Source organism: Rudaeicoccus suwonensis, from assembly GCF_007829035.1.
Taxonomy (GTDB): domain Bacteria; phylum Actinomycetota; class Actinomycetes; order Actinomycetales; family Dermatophilaceae; genus Rudaeicoccus; species Rudaeicoccus suwonensis.
This window is the reverse complement of sequence record NZ_VIVQ01000001.1, coordinates 1,510,849-1,529,644: the sequence shown is the minus strand read 5'-3', so window position 1 is coordinate 1,529,644 and position 18,796 is coordinate 1,510,849. Positions and strand designations below refer to the sequence as shown.

Annotated in this window: 14 protein-coding genes; 4 read left to right on the top strand and 10 right to left on the bottom strand. The window is 62.2% G+C overall.

Annotated features, from left to right (window positions below; all coding sequences use genetic code 11):
- Positions 1-51: 51 nt before the first annotated feature.
- On the bottom strand, positions 52-261 hold the full coding sequence (locus BKA23_RS17620) for a hypothetical protein (protein WP_170226405.1): 210 nt from the start codon (positions 259-261) through the stop codon (positions 52-54).
- Between BKA23_RS17620 and BKA23_RS07010 the strand changes: the two genes are divergently transcribed.
- Genes BKA23_RS07010 through BKA23_RS07000 form a run of 3 tightly spaced genes read left to right on the top strand, consistent with a single transcriptional unit; the run spans position 260 to position 3,523 of the window.
- Positions 260-1,303, top strand: a complete 1,044-nt coding sequence (locus BKA23_RS07010; RefSeq protein ID WP_170226404.1) for a sugar ABC transporter substrate-binding protein — start codon at positions 260-262, stop codon at positions 1,301-1,303. The two genes, BKA23_RS17620 and BKA23_RS07010, sit on opposite strands and share 2 nt — an antisense overlap.
- Before the next feature lie 49 nt (positions 1,304-1,352).
- Complete coding sequence (locus tag BKA23_RS07005; protein ID WP_145226727.1) at positions 1,353-2,195, top strand: ATP-binding cassette domain-containing protein; 843 nt, start codon at positions 1,353-1,355, stop codon at positions 2,193-2,195.
- Positions 2,192-3,523 carry a sugar ABC transporter permease gene (locus tag BKA23_RS07000; RefSeq protein WP_145226724.1) on the top strand — a complete coding sequence of 444 codons (1,332 nt, stop codon included), beginning with the start codon at positions 2,192-2,194 and terminating at the stop codon, positions 3,521-3,523. Before BKA23_RS07005 ends, BKA23_RS07000 begins: the two co-directional genes overlap by 4 nt.
- On the opposite strand, the gene BKA23_RS06995 is transcribed toward BKA23_RS07000, so the two are convergent.
- From BKA23_RS06995 to BKA23_RS06955, 9 genes are all read right to left on the bottom strand, one after another.
- The gene (locus BKA23_RS06995) at positions 3,511-3,747 is read right to left on the bottom strand and encodes a hypothetical protein (RefSeq protein ID WP_145226723.1); all 237 of its coding nucleotides are present in this window, start codon (positions 3,745-3,747) and stop codon (positions 3,511-3,513) included. The genes BKA23_RS07000 and BKA23_RS06995 overlap by 13 nt on opposite strands.
- A 705-nt stretch (positions 3,748-4,452) precedes the next feature.
- Positions 4,453-4,953 carry a hypothetical protein gene (locus tag BKA23_RS06990; protein WP_145226722.1) on the bottom strand — a complete coding sequence of 167 codons (501 nt, stop codon included), beginning with the start codon at positions 4,951-4,953 and terminating at the stop codon, positions 4,453-4,455.
- A 151-nt stretch (positions 4,954-5,104) separates the two neighbouring features.
- On the bottom strand, positions 5,105-5,884 hold the full coding sequence (gene qatD, locus BKA23_RS18230; RefSeq protein WP_145226720.1) for a Qat anti-phage system TatD family nuclease QatD: 780 nt from the start codon (positions 5,882-5,884) through the stop codon (positions 5,105-5,107).
- Positions 5,885-5,902: 18 nt separating this feature from the next.
- Entirely contained in the window at positions 5,903-7,198 is a 1,296-nt protein-coding gene (qatC, locus tag BKA23_RS06980; protein WP_211841616.1) for a Qat anti-phage system QueC-like protein QatC, read from the bottom strand.
- A complete protein-coding gene (gene qatB, locus BKA23_RS18180; protein ID WP_145226718.1) occupies positions 7,195-8,019 on the bottom strand; it encodes a Qat anti-phage system associated protein QatB in 825 nt (274 codons plus the stop codon). The genes qatC and qatB overlap by 4 nt, the downstream gene beginning before the upstream one ends.
- Entirely contained in the window at positions 8,000-10,045 is a 2,046-nt protein-coding gene (locus BKA23_RS06970; RefSeq protein WP_211841614.1) for a KAP family P-loop NTPase fold protein, read from the bottom strand. Before BKA23_RS06970 ends, qatB begins: the two co-directional genes overlap by 20 nt.
- 414 nt (positions 10,046-10,459) lie before the next feature.
- Positions 10,460-10,972, bottom strand: coding sequence for a hypothetical protein (locus BKA23_RS06965; RefSeq protein ID WP_145226716.1), 513 nt, complete (start codon positions 10,970-10,972; stop codon positions 10,460-10,462).
- A 199-nt stretch (positions 10,973-11,171) separates the two neighbouring features.
- Positions 11,172-11,519 (bottom strand): hypothetical protein, encoded by a 348-nt coding sequence (locus BKA23_RS06960; protein ID WP_145226714.1) that lies wholly within the window; start codon positions 11,517-11,519, stop codon positions 11,172-11,174.
- 9 nt (positions 11,520-11,528) lie between these two features.
- Complete coding sequence (locus tag BKA23_RS06955) at positions 11,529-17,777, bottom strand: polymorphic toxin-type HINT domain-containing protein (RefSeq protein ID WP_211841613.1); 6,249 nt, start codon at positions 17,775-17,777, stop codon at positions 11,529-11,531.
- On the opposite strand from BKA23_RS06955, the gene BKA23_RS06950 reads away from it, so the two are divergent.
- A complete protein-coding gene (locus tag BKA23_RS06950) occupies positions 17,749-18,690 on the top strand; it encodes a hypothetical protein (RefSeq protein WP_211841612.1) in 942 nt (313 codons plus the stop codon). The two genes, BKA23_RS06955 and BKA23_RS06950, sit on opposite strands and share 29 nt — an antisense overlap.
- Positions 18,691-18,796 lie beyond the last annotated feature (106 nt).

Here is an 18,796-nt window from a genome sequence, read left to right as displayed (position 1 = left end):
CGGGCAGCGTCATACCGCCCTGGTGATCCACCGACTGCCGACAGGCAGTATTCACAGGGAGTTTCGTTCCGTGAAAAGTTCCAGCAAAGGCGCTGCGGTTCTCACGGCGATGGTTGCGGCCAGTCTCGCCATGACTGCGTGCGGCAGCTCGTCAAGCAGCGGCAAGTCCACCTCGTCAAACACCGGCACCTCCGCCTCGTCCGGCTCCACCGGCGGCCCGATGATCTCGACCACCGACCTCAACAGCACGTTCTCGGCCATGAGCTCCCTGAAGTCGCTCGCCGCTGAGGGCAAGGGCAAGATCGCCGCGATCCTGCCCGACACCACGACCTCCGCTCGCTACACCGAGTTCGACGCGCCGTACCTGATGAAGGCCGCCTCGATGGCCGGCATCCCGAGCTCCGACATGATCGTGCAGAACGCGCAGGGTTCGGACGCCACGCAGTACGCCGACGCGCAGGCTGACATCACCAACGGCGCCGACGTGATCATTCTGGATGGTCTGGACGACGGTGTCGGCGCGAAGATCGAGAGCTACGCGAAGTCCAAGGGCGCAGTCGTCATCGACTACGACCGGATGACCACCGGGGGCAGCCGGCAGTACTACGTGTCCTTCAACAACGTGCAGGTCGGCACCCTGATCGGCAACGGCCTCGTGTCCTGTGTCGCGAACTGGAAGGTCAAGAACCCCAACGTCATCGACATGACCGGCTCGCCGACCGACCCCAACGCGGCGCAGTTCGCGCAGGGCTACAACGCCGTGCTCAACCCGCTGTTCAAGGCCGGCACCTGGAAGCTCGCCGCATCGCCGGCCGGCACCTGGGACCCGCCGACGGCGGCCACCGAGTTCGAGCAGGCCTACACCGCCCACCCGGACGCGAACGCGCTGCTCAGCCCGAACGACGAGAACGCGGCCCCGATCATCACCTACCTGAAGAGCCACGGCATCAAGCCCGACACCTTCCCGGTGACCGGTCAGGACGCCACCCTCGTGGGTCTGCAGAACATCATCTCCGGCTACCAGTGCGGCACGGTCTACAAGGCCATCAACCAGGAGGCCCAGGCCGCCGTCGCCGTGGCGATCTACGCCCGCGCTTCCAAGACCCCGCCGTCTTCGTTGCTCAACGGCACCAACAAGGACCCCAAGACCGGCGCGGAAGTGCCGTCGGTGCTGCTGGCCCCGCAGTGGGTCACCCCGTCGACGATCAGCTCCACTGTCATCAAGGACGGTGCGATCACCGTGTCCCAACTGTGCTCCGGCAGCTACGCCGCCGACTGCACGAAGTACGGCATCTCGGGCTGATGATGGCAACCCAACTCGAGCACGTATGGCGCGAGGGCGGTTCTGAGCTGTGACGGCCACGACGCACGCAGATGCCCGGTCCTCGGACCGGGCATCTGCCCCGCTCCTGCAACTCAAGAGCGTCGAAAAGCATTTCGGTCCCGTCCGGGCGCTCAATGACGTCAACCTCACCATCCCTGACGGTCAGGTGACTGCCCTCGTCGGCGACAACGGTGCCGGTAAATCCACGCTGATCAAGACGATCTCGGGCATCTGGGGGCTGGACGGCGGTCAGATGCTGTGGGACGGCGCGGCGATGGACATCCACTCGCCGCGTGATGCCTCGGCACTCGGGATCAGCACCGTCTACCAGGACCTCGCCCTGTGCGACAACCTCGACATCGTGCAGAACCTCTACCTGGGCCGCGAGGTCCGCAAGAGGGGTCTGCTCGACGAGGACGCGATGGAGAAGGTCGCCAAGGAGACCCTCGCCGACCTGTCCGTGACCACCGTCCGCTCGATCCGTCAGTCGGTGGGGTCACTGTCCGGTGGTCAGCGCCAGGCGATCGCCGTGGCCAAGGCGGTCATGAACAAGACCCGCCTGGTCATCATGGACGAGCCGACCGCTGCCCTCGGTGTCTCCCAGACCGCGATGGTGCTCAACCTGATCCGCACCCTGTCCGAACGCGGCATCGCGGTGCTGGTCATCTCCCACAACCTCAACGACGTCTTCGAGGTGGCCGACCGCCTCGCAGTGTTGTATCTCGGCACCATGTGCGCCGAGGGGCCGATCAGCGACTTCGACTCCCAGAGCGCGGTCTCGCTGATCACCTCCGGCAGCCGGGAGACCCGGTTCAATGCTGCTGCTCCGACTCTCGGTGGCACCGACGACGCGACCAAGGAGCGGTCATGACCGACATACAGACGCCTGACGATCGCCCTGAGGCCGTCGTCCACGCGGAGGAGGCCGCTGCCGGATCGGCCGCTGTCGAGCCGGCACTGATCGACGCCAACCTGGCCCGCAGCTTCCCGGAGTACACCCGGGCGTGGCTGGCCCGGTTGCGCAGCGGTGAGACCGGGTTGCTGCCCGTGCTCGTCGGTGTCGTGGTGCTGGTGATCATCTTCCAGATCGAGAACTCCAAGTTCCTCACCGCCCTCAACCTGACCAACCTGCTGCAACAGGCGGGCTTCCTGGTGCTCTTCGGCATTGCAGAGGTCTTCGTCCTGCTGCTCGGCGAGATCGACCTGTCGGCCGCCTTCGTCGGCGCGGTGGGTGCGGCCTTCACGTGTGTGGAGTCGACTCAGCACGGGTGGGGGTGGTTTCCCTCGATCGTGCTCGGTCTGCTGGTCTGCGCGGTCATCGGATTCCTGCAGGGCTTCCTGAAGACCTGGCTGAAGCTGCCATCGTTCATCGTCACCCTCGCGGGCTTCCTGTTCTGGGAAGGCTTCCTGCTGTGGTTCATCAACAACTACGGCGGCAAGGACAACGGCGGAAGCGTCAACGTCACCAATCCGGTGCTCAACGACCTCAACAACGGCAACATCAGCCCGTTGTGGAGCGTCATCGTGGTCGTCGTCGTGGTGGTGCTCTATGCCGTGGCGACCGTGACGCGTGACATGCGCCGCAAGGCCGCCGGGCTGGAGTCGCCGCCGCCGGCCGTCAGCGCGATCAAGATCGTGCTCGCTGCCGCAGCGGGGGTCTGTCTGCTGCTGATCTGCAACAGCAACCGCTCGATCGGGTTGTTGAAGACCACTGGTCAGTCAGGCATCCCGTGGGTGGTGCTGATCATGGCCGGTATCGCCGCGCTGTGGAGCTTCCTGCTGGGTCGCACGCGTTTCGGCCGCTACGTCTACGCCATCGGTGGCAACGCCGAGGCGGCGCGACGCGCGGGTGTGGCCGTCGACCGGATCCGGATCCTGTGCTTCGTGCTCTGCTCGGTCACAGCCGGTATGGCAGGCATCATCTACGCCTCGAACCTCGGATCGATCAGCACCAGCTTCAACGGTGGGCAGTACGTCCTGTATGCCGTGGCTGCTGCGGTCATCGGTGGGACCAGCCTGTTCGGTGGTCGCGGCAAGATCATCCACGCGGTGCTCGGTGGTCTGGTGATCGCCACGATCGCCAACGGTATGTCGCTGCTCAGCCTCGGAGCGGCAGCCCAGGAGATGATCACCGCGCTCGTGCTGCTCGCGGCAGTGGTGATCGACGCGATCGCGCGTCGTGGAGCTCAGGCCACCTGAGCGAATCCTCGTGAACCGGTCACCCTGAGACCGGGTGTGACGAAGGTGGGGCCGGCGATGACATCGCCGGCCCCACCTTCGTCGTTGTGGTCACCGATGTCGCGGTCGTCGCGGTGGTCGGCCGTGGCCCGCGCCATACCTGCCGTGCATCGTTGACCTGGCACTCCGGACGTGCCGTCGTTGACCTGGCACCAGGTGCGGTTATCGGGGTCGTTGAACGACATCGCGTGCCAACTCAACCAGGGGCGCCACTCGAGGGATTCGTCCGCCCTTCGGAGCGCCGTCGACCTGGCACCAGGTGTCGTTGTCCGCGCCGGATAACGTCATCGCGTGCCAGCTCAACCGGTGGAGGTGTGCTCTAGGAGCCGGAGCGACCTCGGCCCGCGGCGAGTACCGCGCACAACGAAAAACCCCCGCCGGCGAGATGTCGCCTGCGGGGGATTCGTTGCGCCGTCAAGCGCGAACCATGGTGCACTGTGCACGACGGTACTCGAATATGGCTCACCTAACCTCGGTGACGGAGAGCCTGGCTGAGCGTCCGCGGACCTCGGCCTCGCCTCTACCCCTGGCGTCAGGTCGACGGCTCACGTCAAGGTTGAGCGAACACGATCTCGCACAGATCGTAGCCGAGTACCGAAAGGGAATTACAAAAGTCGAGTTAGCAAAGCGCTATCACGTGTCGGACTATTCCATTCGAATGCTTCTGGCTGACGCAGGTATCGCCCCTACACATAGACTCCCCGAACACCAGGTCGATGAAATCTGCCAGCGATTCGTGGGTGGCGACTCAGCGCTCGAGATTGCTCGTCAGGTTGGGGTTTCCGAAGGTGTCGTGCGACTACTCCTGCGAAGTGCGAGCTTACAGGGGATGTCGAGAAAGAAGAGTGGTCGCGGGTTGTTGTGACGCAATTCCGTCTCTACTAGGGATATTAGTCAGAGTCCTTGAGTCTTCTTTTGCGCTTCTTTTGAGCGGCAACTTCCTTCTCAGCTTTATCCATCGCCATATGAACGATGGCACAAGCGAGACGCTGGATGTCAATCTCGGGGCGCATGACACCACGAACCGTAATATTATATTCGCTGCCCTTCGGCCGTGTGACTCGTTGGCCTTTTGGGCGCGGCTGCGGTGGATTGCGCGCGAGTTCTTCGGCACGGTTCTGGCGGTATGCGGCGATTCGTTCGATTTGATCCAGATTAGCGATCGCGCGGCCAGCACGCTGTGGCAGCGAGGGCTCTAACTTTGTGATCTCCTGACGGCGAGCGAGGAGTGCCTCATCGTCCAGATCTTTACCCGGAGCAAAGAAGCGATGAATTGTCAGTTGTTCTGTGGTTGTGAAATCCAGATAGTTGGCATCGTCTTGAAGCCACAATGCCCGCAGGCGACGATGGAGTTCGAGATAATGATGGTTTGTAAAGCGGGGCATCGTCACTCCGCCTCGCCCGAATCGGCCCAGAGACGCATGAGGCGCGCAATCCTTCGATGTATAAATGCGTCCTACCGCTCAGAATGAGCTTTCGCCGGCACGGTTGGGCGGATCGCGGAGCGGTGATGGTTTGCCAGACAGTCGTGGGTTCGGCAACCTACGTCGTGGGGGGCTCATCGCCTGGCCTAGCAGCCGACCGATCCTCGGCTCCTGAAGCTAAGAGTGCCTGCAAGTTCGAGGCGACTAGATCCTGCGCCTGCGACGGCTCGATGTCCCAGCAGGCGGCGAGCAACCGTTGCGTGACCGCAACATCGCTCGGCACCACAGTTCGATCTTCGTGCGTGGCGAACGGCCCGTCAGTCTCGGTAAGTACACGATCTCGAGGAAACATCGCAACCAGTTCGCGCCCCCTTGCGGATATCAGCATCGACGTCCCAACGCTGAACCAGCAACCTTGCTCGATCGCCTTCTCTGCCTGGCGAGCTGTGCCAGTGAACCAATGCAGCACGGGGATCCCTGCGTCGGGCGACTCTCGCAGCGCGTCGAGCGTTGCCCTGACGGCGCCTCGGCTGTGGATCGAGAGAATCCGTCCTCCGACGTCGCAGCACGAGCGAAGAATATGGGTGAACACTTCGGCCTGGACTGTTCGGGTTTGAGCGAATCGAGAGCTGCCGTCCAGTCCGATCTCTCCTACGAACGGGGTCGTGCATACGAGCTCGTCAAAGAGCGGGAGTTCGTGACTGCGTTCGTGTGCTAGCTCGGGATGGAGGCCCAAGGCTGTTCGGATCATGGGCCGTCCGGCTGCCAGAGTCGCCGTGCCGGTGAATGCGGACGGCGTTGTGGTAACCGATAGCACGGACACCTGGTCCTGTTGTGCCCCGGTAGCAGCGGCTTCAGGGTCGGGATACAGATCCAAATGGCAGTGAAAGTCGATCATGCGGGAAGCAATGCCTGTTCAGGTGACTTGGTAGTGGTCGTGCAGTTCGCCGAGTTCGAGGATGCCATGTTTCAGCATGACCCTGACTGCATCTCGTTCGCTCAGAGGGACCCACGATAGGGAGCCTCCCGCCCAGTAGGCGAACCCATCCTCTTCGACGGTGAGACGGGCAATAGCTACCGCACGTACGTCGTCGAACGCCGAGTGATCGTTGTCCTTGCGGCCCAGATCACTGAAGACATATTCGGTGCCGTCGGGCCGGTTCCACGCCAGGAATGCAGCACGACGAACTTGGCACGGAAGACACCTCCCGCAATGGCGGTAGTTGTACCGCTGGAAACGACCACAGCTCGTGCTTCGATCGGCGAGTTCAGCCAGTAGCTTCTGGTTCTTGCACTCCGCCAGCATCTGTCCCTTGGTGCGTAAACGATAGGGATTGATCAGGCGCACGTTTAGCCCGGTTGCGTCGAGCAGTTGCTGGAGGAGACCCAGGAAGCGCGGATGTGCAGTGCGGGTGCTGAGGCTTCCTACCCGCATAGGTGTCAACGGAGGATTGATCGAGATGAAACCGTTTTCATTGATATAAAGGTCAACGGGCCCTCCGTTCGGGCTAATGATCGTTGAAGCGGCTAGCACGGCGTAGGCGATGAAGATCAGCGACCGGACGCGCTGGCTCGTTTCGTCCGAGCCGGCTAGGCTCCTTGCCTTCGTGCTGTGATTGAGCCGGATGCTCATTTCGTTGACGCCGAGACGCGTGGCGAAGTCCTCCTGCTTGGCGGCGTCCCCACGCACGGTGTGGCTGACGAAGAAGGGCTTCCTGCCAGCCTGAACGAGATCGATGCCGCCAATAAGGCTGTCGAGCCCGCCGGAGAGTAGAGCAACGCAATCCGCATTGTGCGTCGCTGGGGCCGTGGGTGTCTTGAACGGGACGGTGGCCGTCGTCGTGATCTCGATGTCCCAGATGTCGGTGGTGAGGAATCTGAGAGCACTCGTCAATACGGAGAGATAAGGCTTCCATGCTTCCGGTTCGGCCAACGCGAGATCGAGGCTGATCTCACGGGTCCAGCCATCGGGACTGTTGCGACGAAGAGTCGCGGCGTCCGCGACGACGGCGGCTAGGGCGATGGAGAGGAAGTCCCAGGCGCGGAGGCTCGGCTCGAGATGAGCACGCCGGACTTCTTGGAGGATGGAGGCTCCCGCCGTAAGGCCGTGCGCATTACCGGGTCGTGCATACAGCTCGACGAATCTTGCGCCGTCCGGCATATGCCCCCTTGCAGCGGGGTCTGCTCCAGAAGGGCGAACGATGTACTTCATGCCAGATACCCCTCAAAGACAGTCAGACTGTCTTTGAGGGTGTACGCGACGGTAATCCGCACGTTGGTCGTGTTCATCGACCGGCCCGTCTCGCGCAGACGTCGGAACGATTCAGCGATCGTTTGACGGATGCAACTGCGAGCCTGCTTGAGGCGCGCCAAGCCGACGGTGGCGTTAGGCGCGTTGTCGACGACGTGCTTACCGATGTCGAGGAGGAATCGTCGATATACGTCATGGGCAGTGTAGTGCTCGATGACGAACTCCCGTTGATCGTCGCTCATGTTCAGGAGGTCGATGTCGGCGTGTTCGTGCAAAAGCTCTGATAGGGCGTTGCGAATCGCTTCACGAGACGCTTCGGCATCCTGGGTGCCGTCTTGAGGGCGAGCAGCCTCAACCACGGCATCGATGACCTCCTCGGCTGACTTGCCCTGCAGAAGGGCGCGATCCAAACCCGGGTCAGCGTTGTTGGGGTCGAGGGCTCTGCTAAGCGATCTTGCGGTAGTGGGAATCGACCCGAGGCGACGAGACATGGTTCCAGGACCGCCATACCCATTGCCAACATAGTGGGCGACACCGCGGCGCAAGCTAACACCGTTACCGGTCTTCGCGAACGACCCAAGGTTGCGTCGGGCGCTCACAAAGCGCCGATCCGGTGCTAGCTGGTCCAGATCCGAGGGCACCGGACGGTCGGGCTCGGTCTCAGACTCAGGTGCCACTGGCTCAAGCGTGACTAGGGTTGCGTCCTCTGGCAGCGGCTCGGCCCACGGTGGAACAAGAGCTACATTCGATCCTGGGCCGGCGCTACTTTGCGATGTTCCCATTGCCCACTCTCTGTTCGATGGCTACCTTTACAGGCTGTTCGATATCGGGGTTGGTTAACCAGGTCTCCATCAAGCGACTCGCCCACACCAAGCCAGAGAGCCGGGGAATGAGATCGGGCTGGATCTGGGCGGCCGGTCGGTCACCGAGGAAACCAGCCAAGCTTCCGCTCAAACTAGGAGCGACCTGGACAATCACCAGCAGGGCTTCGAGGATCTCTGGCACGCCCCACTCGTCAATAGGGCGAGCGATGTCGAGGAGGCAGTCGAAGATACCGGCTTGCTCGGCGCTGGTGAGCGTTCGAATACGGTCGGTCAGTGCAGCTGCTTCGCCTGGGTGTTCCTTGATCGCGTTGAGAAGCTCAGCCACGGTCGAGGACATGCCGTCCTCGACCGTTAGGATGGGAAGGTGCTCGCGGCTGACATAGAGCGCACCACGCATGTCGATATCCGTCAGCCGAGGCGGCAGCGCGAGCCATTCCCTGGGAAAGCCTGTCGCCCATCTCTCGGGAATATGGTTAGCCGAGGCTTGCACCGCGAAATCGTCTTCGGCGAGGACCTGGTCAGTCGTCGCTTCCTTGGTTTCGATACCTGATTCTTCGGCGCGCCGGACTTCATCGACCGGCTCGACAGAGATATCCATGCCTCTTAATTCAGTGTGCAAAACGGAGTCAACGGGTTCCCATCCTTCGAGCATGTGCGGTTTGCCGTCCGCACTGTTGGTAATGCTCGTCGCCAATTCCCGGTAAAGCTCTGGTGGCGCGAGACGCTCGAAAAGCAGCAACTTCGCCAGTGCCGCTTCGTCAACGAAGACTCCTTGGTTTTTAGCAACGGCCATGCGCACGGAGAGGGCATTGAGGAATCGTTTGACCAGCCGAGGATTGCCGGCGATTCCACTGGCCGTCGCCATAATGGCCGTGAGGCGATCAGCGGTGTCAAGCTGTGCGACCAGTTCGGTCGGCAGCTCGATCCCCAGACTCTGGATGAACGCGCGGTCTATGCGCAGCCCTTTCCACGTCGTCGCCAGCCGCTCACAAACGGCGACGCGTATCGTCTCCCGTTCTTCTTCCCCCAGGGCGCTGTTGTGCACGTAGAGCAGGAACATATAGGCGCGAACTTCTTGCGTGCCCAACGTCGGGACACGAATAGGGATCTGGATCAGCTTGTCGAAGTAGTTCGTGACCAGGGCGTCGTCGGGCTGGTCGAAGTGCTTCTTGACGGCGTGCTTGATCATCTGATCGTCGGCAGCGATGACGAAAGCAGTTCCATCCAAGAAGAGGAACAGGCGGATAGCCTCAAGCGTCGAGACGGCGGTTTCAGGCAGACACCGGTCAAGGTCATCGATCAAGACCACAAGGGTGACGTTGAGCTCGTCAAGGGCTGCGACAAAGGAGTCGCGTAGGGCCTGGATCCGCTGTCGGGGGCTCTCGTCCTGAGCGGGCTTGTCCTTGAGGAGTCCCTTGGCTTGCTTGGCACCTTCAGTGATCGCGCCTTGGGCGTCTTCGATCAATGCGTCGTCGACGCCATCCTTACGGCCCCGAGTGAACAAGGACGCGAATTGACCGAACAATCCGACTGGTGGCAATCCGAGTGCTAGGGCGGCCGCGGACCACGCGGTCAGACTCGCAAGCCGGAACCAGTCGATCCGTCGCAGGAAATCCTGGGTCTTGTCGATTCCGGTCTTACGCTCCTCAGCGACCTCGGCGAGCTTCACCGCGATCGCTTCCATTAGCGCCGCTCGGGCGTCGTCGTAGCCCTGATAGAGCCAGGCGTTGAAGGAGACGAAGATGTACTTCGACTTAAAGTCGCTCGCTTTGACACCAGTTGTGAGCGCCCGCTCTCGTTCGCGGCGCTCGAGTGCTTCCTTGGTGAGCATCACTAGTGAAGACTTGCCGACTCCCCAGGCGCCCGAGATCCCGATAGAGAGAGGCTTTCCTTGCGCCTGCTCGATCAATTCGACCACAGAATCGGCGACGGTAGAAAAATTGATGTAGTCAATATTCGTCTCAGTGTCGGACCACACGGCCACCCCTCCGCTCCCAGGCCCGGGATCGCTAGTCGTCTCGAGTCCGTTGCCTTCAGCACAGGGTACCGGCGCTCGGCTCATCTGCGCCGTAGTGTCTCGAAGGTCGCCCGCGAGCCCACCTGGTCGTGTCAGCCAGCGCGCGGTATTGGTCTAGTTCCGTGCACGCTTCATGGTCAAGATGCTTCGTACGAGTCCGCGAGGGCTTTCAGCAGCGCGGTGCCCACGAGCGCCAGGTCCAGTGGCGGGCGGAATGTGGACATGAGGTCGGCGTAGTCCAACGACAACGCATTCATCGTCAAACAGTAGTCCGACAGGTCCACGCAATATCCCGATTGTGAGGCGCAACGCGGCGCTGCTCCCAACCGAGATCTCACACAGACACGGTGCGTCTAACCGCCGCATAGATGTGACAGTCGCCTATAAGGTGACCGCGCGGAGACGATCAAGAGCAGCGAACAATGCTTGCATGCTCGCCTCAGTCGTCGCGTCGCGTTCTACCGCGCTGCGCGGTTCGCGGCCAATCTGGTCCGTCCAGAATCCCTGGAAGTCGAGGTAGCGGTCGTGCACGTCTCTAATGGCCTCAAAGAGGTCATTGTCCCCCAGCTGCCGCGCCTCCGCAACGGCTTCGACGAGAATCCACACTTGCGACATCACGGCTTCCATCGCACGTTGCGCATCGATGGGCCTCGTGACGCCCATCAGCGTCGCAACGCGCTGCGAAAAAGAAGTGTCGACTTTGACCAGGGCTGCCGCGGACCCGATGCCCGCCGCAGCTGAGGTCACGGCCGCGTCCACCACGGCAACCAGGCGCCGTTTTGCGGCAGCCTTTTGCTCTCGGTGCTGAAACCAAGTCGTGAGGCCAACGGCTCCGAAGCCGGCCGCGAGAGTGGATCCTCCAGTGATGAGCGCAACGGCAACAGTCAAGTCCACAATCTGCTCCTCGAGCCTACGAACGCGCCGCGCAGACTCCGCACGAAGCTAGCGCAAGTACCGCGTAGTCCACTTGTTCGTTCTGATCGAGGGCACAATGAGGTCGGTGCCGCTGGAGCCCACAAAGGCTGGCGTGGAGGCGCGTTTCGTTCTTCGGCGCGTCCCGATGTATCGCGGTACTGCTTAGCAGATGCAAACCCTATTGATCACTGGCTCCGGCAGTTAGATCAAGAAATTCATCTAAGAGGTTGAACAACAATGCCATCGCTTCGCGATCTTGCGCTAGGTTGAAATCACGCGCCCTTGGCAATTGATCGGGAGGATATAATTCGCACAGTACGCGAGACGGCCACGCAAGTTCAGGTCGAACGCCATTTCTTGCTAGAAGCCACGCATCAAATCTGGCCATTACCGAATCTTTTCGGTTAGTTGTCGACGATCCATGGCTGAACCCTTCAATAAATCCGCAAAGACTAACATACGAAAGGGTTGGAACATACATTCCTGGCCTTTTTCTGAAATCTGGATAAAAATCAACAAAGTCCATTTTTTTGCCCTAAAATCCAAAGTGTATGAACTCATGATACTGAAACATCTGTTTGAAATCATCTATGCTGGCGCCATTGGGGTTGTATTCGTCGTAGACCAGGTCATCTCGCAAAACTACAGTGTGATGAAACCATGTCTCGGGAACTGCGTCCGTGTCCGGTCCGTCGGGGCGATATTCTCCCAAAGGAAGACCATCCGGGTCTGAGAATGACTTGATCTCGCCGCCGTTCTTGCTTGCGAAGTTTGACGCCCATTCATCGCAGCCGTAGTTATGGACGAGGACGGCGTTGGTTGCGGTGGCGATGTAGAAGTCGTGCAGATTGTCGATGGTGAGGTCCCACATGTTCGCAGCGCCGGTGACCGCGGTGTGTTCGACTACGGTGACGGGCTGGCCGTTAAGAGAGCGCAGTTCATCGCCGGGGTGAAGGAAGTCTACTTCGGTCCATGCGTGGGTTGTGTTATCCCAGAACGGGTGGTGTGCGGTGGTGTGGATCACGGTCTGTTTGCCGGACTGAGTACGAACCGCGAGGTTCATCAAATCGGTGTCGTGGTTGATCCACACGGCATCGATGGTTTTGGTCGTGGTCTTTCCAGTCACTGGATCCGATGCTACGACCTTCTCCCCAACCCTCAACGTGCTGATCGCAGCAGTCGCTCCGCTCGCCAGGATCACCTTGGTGGTGGGGATGAATGACTGCGTCGCGCACATGTCGTTTGAAGAGCCTTCTGCCGCGGCTCCTTCTCCGGCGTCTTCGCTAGCGATAAGGGAGACATCGTCGGCGACGGCTTCTGCTTCGAGTCCGTCGGTGAGGGGGTCGGCTCCTCCTTGGACGACATTAACGACGGTGAGTCCGACGACGGCGCCGGTCATGAGGATGGCGCCAGCGTGGTGAGTGACGAATCCCCAGAAGCCGCCTCCAGAACTCTTATGGGGTGCAGGGGTGGGTGCGCGCCACCCGGCGTGCATTTCCTTGTACCAGGATTCTTCGGCGGCGATGCGCCTATCGTAGGCGGCTTCTGCTTCTTGTCGACGCAGCGCTGCTTGGGATTGCCAGTATTCCCAGCGGAGTTCGGGCAGGTAGGTGTGGTCGTACCAGTAGTCGTAGCGTGCGGTGGCGCTTTCTGACCAGCAGGAATTGCCGCACCCGTAGGAGTGGGGCCCGTTTTCTGCCGAGGAGGGGTACCGGGCACCGGTCGGGTCACTGTTGGTGACGGGGTTCCCACCGCCGTAGGCGTACCCGTTGAGCTCATCCACAGCTGAGGGGTCTCGGACGGGGTCCACAGACATAAAGGTGCCGGTGGTGGGGTCATATTTGCGCAGGCCAGTGCTGATCAGGCCGGTGTCACCGTTACTGGCAGCACCAAGGAAGGACCGATTCGTCGCCAGGGTGGGTGCGACCAGGGCTGATGCCGATGTCGCAGCAAGGTTATTGCCGTACGGGTCCAAGTACTGGCGAGTCGTATTCGCGGCCGGCGTCCCACCGGACCCACTGGGGGTGTATGTGGTGGTCGTGGTGCCCTGAGTGTTGGCGTCAACGTAGGTGGGGCCCACGGTGCCGACCCGGTAGGCGATCTGCCGACCAGCGATGTCGTAGTACCGGGTGACGTTACTGACGGCACCACCGGTGACGGTCACATCCTCAGAACCCAAGTACAACGTCGTCGCACCGGACGGGTCAGTTTCCAGCAGCGGGTCACCGCTGGCGTCATTGACGTAGCTGGTCGTCCCAGCAGGAGTCGTCACCGACGCCAGGAATCCCAGAGGGTCCCAAGTCAGAGTCTGGCTCCCGCCTGCAGTGGTGCGCGCGGTGACCTGCCCGTCCGCGTTCACGGTCTGACTAGTGGAACCTGCGTTCGGGCCGGTGGTGGTAGTCCCGGTCAGATCGTGGGCGTGACCGGTCGACCCGACCGCCGAGGTGGTCACGTTGTCACCCGTGGTCGGGGTCAGCGGGTTAGTTCCGGACACCGGAGTCGCGGTCGCGGGGAGTTGGTGCGCGGTTTGGGTGGTGCGCGATCCGCCCGCGTCATAGGTCCAAGACTCCCAGAACGGTGCCGCCCCACCCACGGTCGCGTTGCCTGCGGTGGAGGGGTCCGCGGAGCAGTTGTCTGTGGACGTCCACGCCTGGGTGAGCTCGTCCAGGTGGTCGTAGTTGTAACAGGTCGTGGTCGAGGCCGCCCCAGACGCGCCCTGGGTGTCGGTGGAGGAGGTGATATTTCCAGCGAGATCGTAAGAGGTGGTGGTGTTATCCAGGACGGTGCTACCAGCGTCGAACTGCTGTTGCGTCACATCCAGCGTCTGCGCGTCGTATAGGAATGCCAGATACGTGGTGTCTGTGCCTTGATCCAGGGTGTAGCCCAACGGTTTCCCGTCATGGTCGATATCCGCTGCGGCGACATACTGATTGCCACCCGTCACACTGACCGGGTCCCCGTTGTTGTTATACCCGTAGGTGAGCGTTTCTGCTGGCGCTGACCCGGCGGCGGGGATCGTCGCTGTCTTCAGTAGGCCGGTGCTGGTCCACGTTTCTGGTGAGGTGTAAGCGGCGGCGAACCCGGGGACGGACAAGGACACCGAGGTTCCGGTGGGGCGGCCGGCATTGTCGTACCCGGTCGCGGCGGTCGTGTACGCCTTACCGCCGACGTAGCGGGTGGCGGACGTTTGCTGCCCGGTCTGCAGCGTGTCATACACCAGGCCGGTCAGCTGGGTACCAGAGGTGCTGCCCTGGTACTGGCCGGTGAGGCGTCCGTCGGCGTCGAAGGTCTGCGCGACGGTTGATCCTTGCGCGTCGGTGATGCTGATGGGGTCCCCGGCGTCGTCATAGGACGTGGTTGTCGTGCCACTGTCCGGGTCCGCGCTTGAGGTCTGACGTCCGGCCATGTCGTAACTGGTCGTAAACGTCGCCGCCTGCGGTGTGCCCGCAGCGGTGACCATTTGGGTTTGCTCACCCGCGGCGTTGAACGTGTACGTGTCACGCACCGCGGTCCCACCCGAATACGTGTTCCCGGAGAAGGTGGGTGGGCTGGACCACCGATCAGTTTCGGTGGTTTCCCCGCGCGGGTTGGTGATCGTGGTCATTTCGACACCACCGGTGGGTGGGATCACCGTGGTGGCGTTTCCGCCGTAGACGGTGGTCGTTGTCGAGGTCAGGGTGTTCCCGTCATACAACTGCACTGTGGTGGGGCGGCCGGCACCGTCGTAGGAGGTGACGGTGCGGTTCGCGATGAACGCGTCCCCATCGGTGGTGGGTACCTGCAAGGTGGTGGACGGGTTTTCGGTGATGTAGAAGTGGTTGTCGTTACCCGAGACCCGTCCGGCGTCGTCGTAGGCGGTGTCGTTCACGATCGCCCCAGAACCGACAGCGCTGTCCTGGGTTTGGATCACCTCGCCGTAGGAGTCGTACAAGGTGACATTCGTGGTGGTGGACGTGCTGCCGGTACCCGCGTCCACCAGGGTGGTCGCGGTCACCGTCGAAGGGTTGCTCTGCGACACCTGGTAGGCGTAACTGGTCGTGGCGGGGGTGGAGCCTTGGGTTTGCCCGGGCTTCCACACCGCGGTCAGCCGGCCGAGTGGGTCATAGGTTGCGGTGGTGACGTGCCCGGCCACATCGGTTTCGGAGGTCACCTGGTACCGGCCAGGATCAATAACTTCCGTACTTGTGTGACCCAAAGGGTCCTTCTGCACGACTTGGGTGACCGGTCCACTCGTCGACGGAGTGTAGACGGTGCTCGAGGTACGACCGGTCGTGTCAGTGGCGGAGGTGTACTGAGTAGTCGACGTTTGCCGGCCCAGGCTGTCGTAGGCGGTGGTGACTTTCGCGAAATGGGTGCTGCTGATCGCGGTGTCCGTCTCGGTTTCGTCCCCCGCGCCGGGGACGGCGCCGAGGGTGGTGGACCCGTCGTAGTAGGAGCGGATATCGGACGAGATCCCGCTAGGGGCGGTCCCGGCTGCGGGACAGGCCTGCGCGGAGTGGATGACTTCGGCGACGTCGTCGCGGATCCAGCTGGTGGTGTTGTCCGCGTACGAGGTGGTCGTGCACGCTGGTGCCAGACCGGACCCCGTCTCAGAGTCGCTGATCTGACGACCCTCAGCGTCGTACCCATAGGTGTCCAGCACTTCATCTTCCCCGCCGGTGGCCAGGTTCCGCAGCACCATCGTCGAGGCGGGCCGGACCATAGTCGCCACCAGCGGCTGCATCCCGGACCGGGCCTGCGACGCAGTCGTGGCCACTGTCGTGGGTGCGGTGATCGTCGCTGAGACCTGTGCGGTTCCGTTGTACACCTGTGATTCCAGTAGCGTGTCGGCGTACTGGTTGCTGTCGGTGTAGGAGTGCCCGGTGGAGTCGGTGATTGACACCGACCGAGTCCCCGTGGGGAGCGTGTCGCCGTCCATGCCGCGGAAATAGGTGTCCACAGTGGTTTGCGCCGATGACCCGCTACCGACCACCGACTGAACCTTGCCGTAGCCGCGCCACTGACCGTAGGTGCGGTCTTTGGCTTTTACCAAAGGGTTGTCGTCGTAATGCCAGGCCGGGGACCCTTCGTAGGTGTAGGTCACGACCCTTTCCGGGACGATCCCCGATACTGACCCAGTGGTGACTTCAGTGACCACGTACTTGTGGAAGAAGTCAAGGGTCGGGGTCGGTGCGTATGGCTGCGTCCAGTACACCGGGAAGCACTCACTCGTGTTTTCCGAGACGTCGGAGGGCAGGGTGCTGGTCGTACACAGTGGCTGCGACCGCCCCGACTGGCCCGGCATCGAGTTGTAGAACGCCTGGATGTGTTCGCCGGTCTCGGTCAGGATGTCCGTGAGCCGGTCGTACTGCATTTCGTTGTCGTTGCTGTCATCGGTGACCCGGTTGGCCAAGGTGATGTACTCGAATTGGTCTGATGGCAATGTGGCTGTGGATGACCCGGAATGCCCGGTCTGTGTCAGGGAGGTCATGTCCATCTGAGCATCCCCGCTGGAGGGGAAGTCCTGCCCCACCGCGTAGGAATCGACGGGCACCCACGAGGACCCGGAGCGGTACGCGGTCGCGATCGAGGTCAACCGCACCTGCGTCCAAAACGACGGCGAGTGGGTGTTGCATGTTCCGGTCGACGCGCACACCAGGTCCTGGGGTGTGTCGGGCCACTGGGCTGCGTTCGCCGCATTAAACGAGGACGAAGCGCAGTTGAACGATGAGGAGGCGATGCACCGCTGGGAATACCCCAGGGTGATCTGATCGGAGCCGGGGTTGGCGTACACACTGCTCGAGGTGGCCGGGATCCCATAAATCACACTCGCCAGCTCGGAGTACCGGTCGTACGTCGTCGGGGTTGTGCTGTTGTCCGGGCCGTAGTAGTTGGATTCTTTGGTGTAGTTGTAGATCGTGGTCACGTGGTGCGGGTCTTGGACCATGTCCAGGTTCCACCGGTACGCCTGGGTGCAGGACGCGTCCTTGAACGTCGCGTTGTAGCAGGGGTCACCTGAGGTCGGCCCGTAGACAGGTTCAGTGTCGACGGAGTTGGTTGCCGTGGACTCGGATCCACCGGGCAGGACATTCTCACCGAAGGTGTAGACGACGCCGTTGGTGGTGGTCAGCTGCCAATACTCCCCGGCCAACGCGTGGTTATCGGCGCCAGTCAACCGGACCAGCTTCGACCCGTCATCACCTTGCAGGTGGTAGGTGCCGTTCGAGTCATCGATCACGATCGGGTTTGACTGGCCCTGCAACTGCATCGTCAAGATCTGCCCGGCCCAGCACTCATCACCAGTCTGATCCGCGGTCGGCAACGAGCTGTCATCCGAGCACGTCTGGTACGTGCGTTCAATGTACGACTCGCCCGGGTTACCCCAGCCTTCACCCACCAGGCCGGTCTGAGTGTTCCCGCCCGCGATCTGACCATCCACCGCACCCGAGTCATACGACAAATCCACATCCGGGGCCACATCCGCCCCGTACCCAGGGTTCGGGTCCTGGATCGGATACGACCACTGGAAATCACCCGAGGCACCCGAGGTTGACCATGTGCCCTGTGGTTGCAACGAGGTCGCCGTGAACGACCCCGACGCCCCCGTCGCGCCAGTCGTCGCGGCGACCACCATCGCCCCGTTGCTGACGTCCTTGGACAACGCCGCTGCGGACAGGCCCGCACCAGCAGCGGACGCGCCCTTCGCCATGGGGGTGGCAGCCGCGGTCGCGTTGACGCCGCCGGTCTTGGCGAAACTCGGCAACACCGCGGTAATCGTGGAAGTCTTCGCGTCCGTCGTGGTCACCAACGGTGTCTGCACCCGACACGCCGCCACCGACGGCGTCGTCAGCGCGCAGGCGGGCATCGCGACCCACCGCAACCGTGACCCGAACTCAGCCTGCGCCGACCCCCACTGCTTAGTCGACAACGAAATCTTCGCCCCAGCAGCAGACCCCGCATCCGACCGGGACACGTGCACCAGCACACCGGTCACCCCAGCACTAGATGCCGCAGCATGGCTGGCAACCTGCACACCCCACACCACCGCGCCCGATGTGGCATTCGACGATGCCGCACCCGAGGACACAGCACCCGCCGAGGACGAGGCTGTCGAGGACGGGCTCGGCTGCGGCGACCCCGCCGATGCCGACGAGGCAGTCGATGATGGTGAAGGCGCCGCTGCGGTGGAGGTCGGCGCTGAACCTGCTGTCGTAGCAAGTGTTTTCGCTTGCGGAGACATGTGCAACCCACCCGACGGAGACGGGCTACCGGTGGCCGACGCGGAAGGCGACGGCGTTGTTGACGGCGCTGCGCTACCGCCGGTGATGGTTTGGATCGAGACCGGCGACGACCCCGCAGATTTGGCCCCACCGCCGACCGTGGTCGACACGCTGGCTGAGACCGCTGAGGGCCAGGACGTAGCCGCCGCTGGGCGTGCTTTCGCCGCCGTCACGGAACTACCAGTCGAGCCGTCTGCCGTGACCGGAACCGGGGTCATCATCGTCACCGCCGGCGGCGTCGAATCATCCGCGGCCACCGCAGCCGACGCTACCGGGATGGCACCGCCCCACACTCCGCCGATAAACCCCACTGCAACCATGGCTCCGACGCGCGCGCCCCACCGTGTCATCTCGACACCCATCCCCACACTGTGCTGGCGTGCCCCGTTGAACCTGATGATTTCAGGAAACCTTCACGCATTCCGGATCGGACCTTAGAGCACAAAACCCACCGAGGGAAACAAAATCTCGCAAAATCACCGCCATGGAGCGATTCCTGAGAGTAATACGAATGTTTAGCTGCAAAATCACTGATAATGAATCT

Bases quoted from the DNA above. Each gene is read 5' to 3' on its own strand.
- BKA23_RS07010 (WP_170226404.1), top strand. From the start codon at position 260: ATGAGCTCCCTGAAGTCGCTCGCCGCTGAGGGCAAGGGCAAGATCGCC.
- qatB (WP_145226718.1), bottom strand. From the start codon at position 8,019: ATGGGAACATCGCAAAGTAGCGCCGGCCCAGGATCGAATGTAGCTCTT.
- BKA23_RS17620 (WP_170226405.1), bottom strand. From the start codon at position 261: ATGGCCGAGAACGTGCTGTTGAGGTCGGTGGTCGAGATCATCGGGCCG.
- qatC (WP_211841616.1), bottom strand. From the start codon at position 7,198: ATGAAGTACATCGTTCGCCCTTCTGGAGCAGACCCCGCTGCAAGGGGG.
- qatD (WP_145226720.1), bottom strand. From the start codon at position 5,884: ATGATCGACTTTCACTGCCATTTGGATCTGTATCCCGACCCTGAAGCC.
- BKA23_RS06995 (WP_145226723.1), bottom strand. From the start codon at position 3,747: ATGTCGTTCAACGACCCCGATAACCGCACCTGGTGCCAGGTCAACGAC.
- BKA23_RS07000 (WP_145226724.1), top strand. From the start codon at position 2,192: ATGACCGACATACAGACGCCTGACGATCGCCCTGAGGCCGTCGTCCAC.
- BKA23_RS06960 (WP_145226714.1), bottom strand. From the start codon at position 11,519: ATGGACTTTGTTGATTTTTATCCAGATTTCAGAAAAAGGCCAGGAATG.